3 protein-coding genes are annotated in these 3,159 nt (G+C 71.6%); all 3 read left to right on the forward strand.

What is annotated here, in order from left to right; genetic code table 11:
• Positions 1-74: 74 nt before the first annotated feature.
• The 3 genes from CTKZ_RS10310 (at position 75) to CTKZ_RS10320 (ending at position 3,155) form a co-directional block, all read left to right on the forward strand.
• Entirely contained in the window at positions 75-686 is a 612-nt protein-coding gene (locus tag CTKZ_RS10310) for an acyltransferase (protein ID WP_124342870.1), read from the forward strand.
• Between the two features lie 77 nt (positions 687-763).
• Entirely contained in the window at positions 764-1,759 is a 996-nt protein-coding gene (rfbB, locus tag CTKZ_RS10315; protein WP_124342871.1) for a dTDP-glucose 4,6-dehydratase, read from the forward strand.
• A 133-nt stretch (positions 1,760-1,892) separates the two neighbouring features.
• Complete coding sequence (locus CTKZ_RS10320; RefSeq protein ID WP_235843435.1) at positions 1,893-3,155, forward strand: LCP family protein; 1,263 nt, start codon at positions 1,893-1,895, stop codon at positions 3,153-3,155.
• The last annotated feature ends 4 nt before the right edge of the window (positions 3,156-3,159 follow it).

Consider the following 3,159-nt stretch of genomic DNA (forward strand, 5'->3'; position numbering starts at 1 on the left):
CCGCTCGTCCGGCGCAGGCACGGCGCACGGCACGGATCCGCCATGATGCTCACGACGACGAGGAGGTTGAGCTCATGGGAAGTCACGGGACGACCGCGTGGTTCGCGACGTCGGCCGAGGTCGACGAGCGCGCCGAGGTGGGGCCGGGGACACGGGTCTGGCACCTCGCCCAGGTCCGGGAGGGCGCCCGCATCGGCGCGGACTGCATCATCGGTCGCGGCGCGTACGTCGGCTCCGGTGTCGTCATGGGCGACCGCTGCAAGGTCCAGAACCACGCGCTCGTGTACGAGCCGGCCGTCCTCGAGGACGGGTGCTTCGTGGGTCCCGCGGTCGTCTTCACCAACGACCACTTCCCACGTGCCGTGGCACCCGACGGCTCGCTCAAGTCCGCCTCCGACTGGGAGCCCGTCGGCGTGACCGTGCGCACGGGCGCGTCCGTGGGCGCGCGGGCGGTGTGCGTGGCTCCCGTGACGATCGGCCGGTGGGCGACGGTCGCGGCGGGTGCGGTCGTGACGCGCGACGTCCCGGACTTCGCGCTCGTGGCCGGCGTGCCTGCCCGGCGCATCCGGTGGGTGGGTCGCGCCGGGGTGCCGCTCGAGCGTGCCGAGGACGACGTGTGGGTGTGCCCGGAGACCGGCGAGCGCTACGTGGAGCGCGACGACGTCCTCACGGAGCTCGACGGCTAGGGTCGGCCGGAACCTGCCCGTACCGGTCACCAGTAGTCTCGTGGCCGCTGCACCCGATCTCGCGAGGAGTCGCCCCCATGCACGTGCTGGTCACCGGCGGAGCCGGTTTCATCGGCTCGAACTTCGTCCACCAGACGGTCCGGGAGCGCCCCGACGTGCAGGTCACGGTGCTGGACGCCCTGACGTACGCGGGCGACGAGCGCAGCCTCGACCCCGTCGAGGGCCGCGTGGTGCTCGCGAAGGGCGACATCGCCGACCCCGACATCGTCGACAGCCTCGTCAAGGACGTCGACCTCGTGGTGCACTTCGCGGCCGAGTCCCACAACGACAACTCGCTGCACGACCCGTGGCCGTTCCTGCGGACCAACGTGATCGGGACGTACCAGCTGCTCGAGGCCGTCCGCCGCCACGGGGTGCGCTTCCACCACATCTCGACGGACGAGGTGTACGGCGACCTCGAGCTCGACGACCCCGCGAAGTTCACGCCGGACACGCCGTACAACCCGTCGTCGCCGTACAGCTCGACCAAGGCGTCCTCCGACCTGCTGGTGCGCGCCTGGGCGCGCAGCTTCGGCGTGCAGGCCACGATCTCGAACTGCTCGAACAACTACGGGCCGTACCAGCACGTCGAGAAGTTCATCCCGCGCCAGATCACGAACGTCATCGACGGCGTCCGCCCCAAGCTCTACGGCAAGGGCGAGAACGTGCGCGACTGGATCCACGTCGACGACCACAACAGCGCGGTCTGGGCCATCATCGAGCGCGGCCGGATCGGCGAGACGTACCTCATCGGTGCGGACGGCGAGGAGAACAACAAGACCGTCGTCGAGGACATCCTCGAGATCATGGGCCAGCCCCGCGACGCCTACGACCTCGTGAGCGACCGCCCCGGTCACGACATGCGCTACGCGATCGACGCGACCAAGCTGCGCGACGAGCTCGGCTGGACCCCCCGGTACGAGAACTTCCGTGCGGGCCTCGAGGCGACCGTCGCGTGGTACCGCGAGAACGAGGCCTGGTGGCGGCCGCGCAAGGACGCCACGGAGGCCAAGTACGCGCAGCTCGGCCGCTGACGCCCGTCCGCGCCGCCACCGCCCGGAGCCGGGGGTGGCGGCGCGGCCGCGGGCCGATGATCTGCACAGATCCTCCACGGCACGCGTGCGACGGCTCTGCGCCGAGCGCCTGCGACGCACCTAGCATGACGGGGTGACCAGTCGCCACGTCGCCGTCCCGCGCCCTCGTGCGGCGCGGCACGCCCGCAACCCGCGCACGCACCGGGTCCTGCGTGGCGTCGCCCTCACGACCGTCGCGCTCCTCGCCTTCGGCGTCGCGGGAGCCGCCGCGGCGTTCACCCGCCTCCAGGGCAACATGGACCGCGTCGACATCTCGGCGCTCGTGGGCCCGACCCCGCAGGTGACCCGCACCCCCGACCCGGACGACCCGAACAAGGGTCTGCCGGTCAACATCCTGGTGCTCGGGTCCGACCAGCGCGACGGCGTCAACGCCGAGATCGGCGGCTCCGTCGCGGGCATGCGCTCCGACACCACGATCCTCGTGCACATCTCCGCCGACCGGCAGCGCGTCGAGGCCATCTCGATCCCCCGCGACTCCCTCGTCGACATCCCGTCGTGCACGATGTCCAACGGCAAGACGTCGCGCGCCACGCACGGCATGTTCAACACCGCGTTCGCGACGGGCTGGGACATGGGCGGCGACATGGCGTCGGCGGCGGCCTGCACGATCCGCACGGTGCAGGAGAACACGGGCGTCCCGATCGACCACTTCGTCGTCGTCGACTTCGCCGGCTTCCAGAACATGATCAACGCCATCGGCGGCGTGGACATCTGCATCCCCAACGCGATGACGTCGAAGGACGCGGGCCTCAACGTCCAGGCCGGTCAGCAGCGTCTGGACGGCGCCACGGCGCTCGCGTTCGCCCGCGCCCGCAAGGGCAAGGGCGTCGGCGACGGTTCCGACACCAACCGCATCGGCAACCAGCAGCGCCTGGTCGCGGCGATGGCGACCGAGGTCCTGTCGAAGAACGTCCTGAGCGACCTGGGCCAGCTGGTGTCGTTCCTCGACGCGGCGACGAGCTCGCTGACCACGGACTCGGGCCTGTCGCTCACGGCGATGACCGGCCTCACCTACAACATGCGGTCCATCCGGGGTGGCAACATCACGTTCATGACCGTGCCGTGGGCGCCTGCCAAGAGCGACCCGAACCGCGTCGAGTGGACCTCGGAGGCCGACACGCTGTGGGAGAACGTCGCCGCGGACCGACCCGCCCTGGGCGAGCCCGAGACGCCCGCGACGCCGACGGCGCCCACCACGACCGCGCCCCCGGCCGGTGGCGCGACGACCCCGCCGGACGCGGGAGCGGCACCCGTGCAGCCCACGCCGGCCCCGACCAAGCACGCCGGCCGCGAGGCGTTCACGGCCGAGGACACGACCGCGGTGTGCCCGGCATGACCGA

Origin of the sequence: Cellulomonas algicola (assembly GCF_003851725.1) — a bacterium.
Taxonomy (GTDB): domain Bacteria; phylum Actinomycetota; class Actinomycetes; order Actinomycetales; family Cellulomonadaceae; genus Cellulomonas; species Cellulomonas algicola.

Excerpts from the sequence above, each read along its gene's own strand:
- CTKZ_RS10310 (WP_124342870.1), top strand. The coding sequence starts at position 75 with ATGGGAAGTCACGGGACGACCGCGTGGTTCGCGACGTCGGCCGAGGTC.
- rfbB (WP_124342871.1), top strand. The coding sequence starts at position 764 with ATGCACGTGCTGGTCACCGGCGGAGCCGGTTTCATCGGCTCGAACTTC.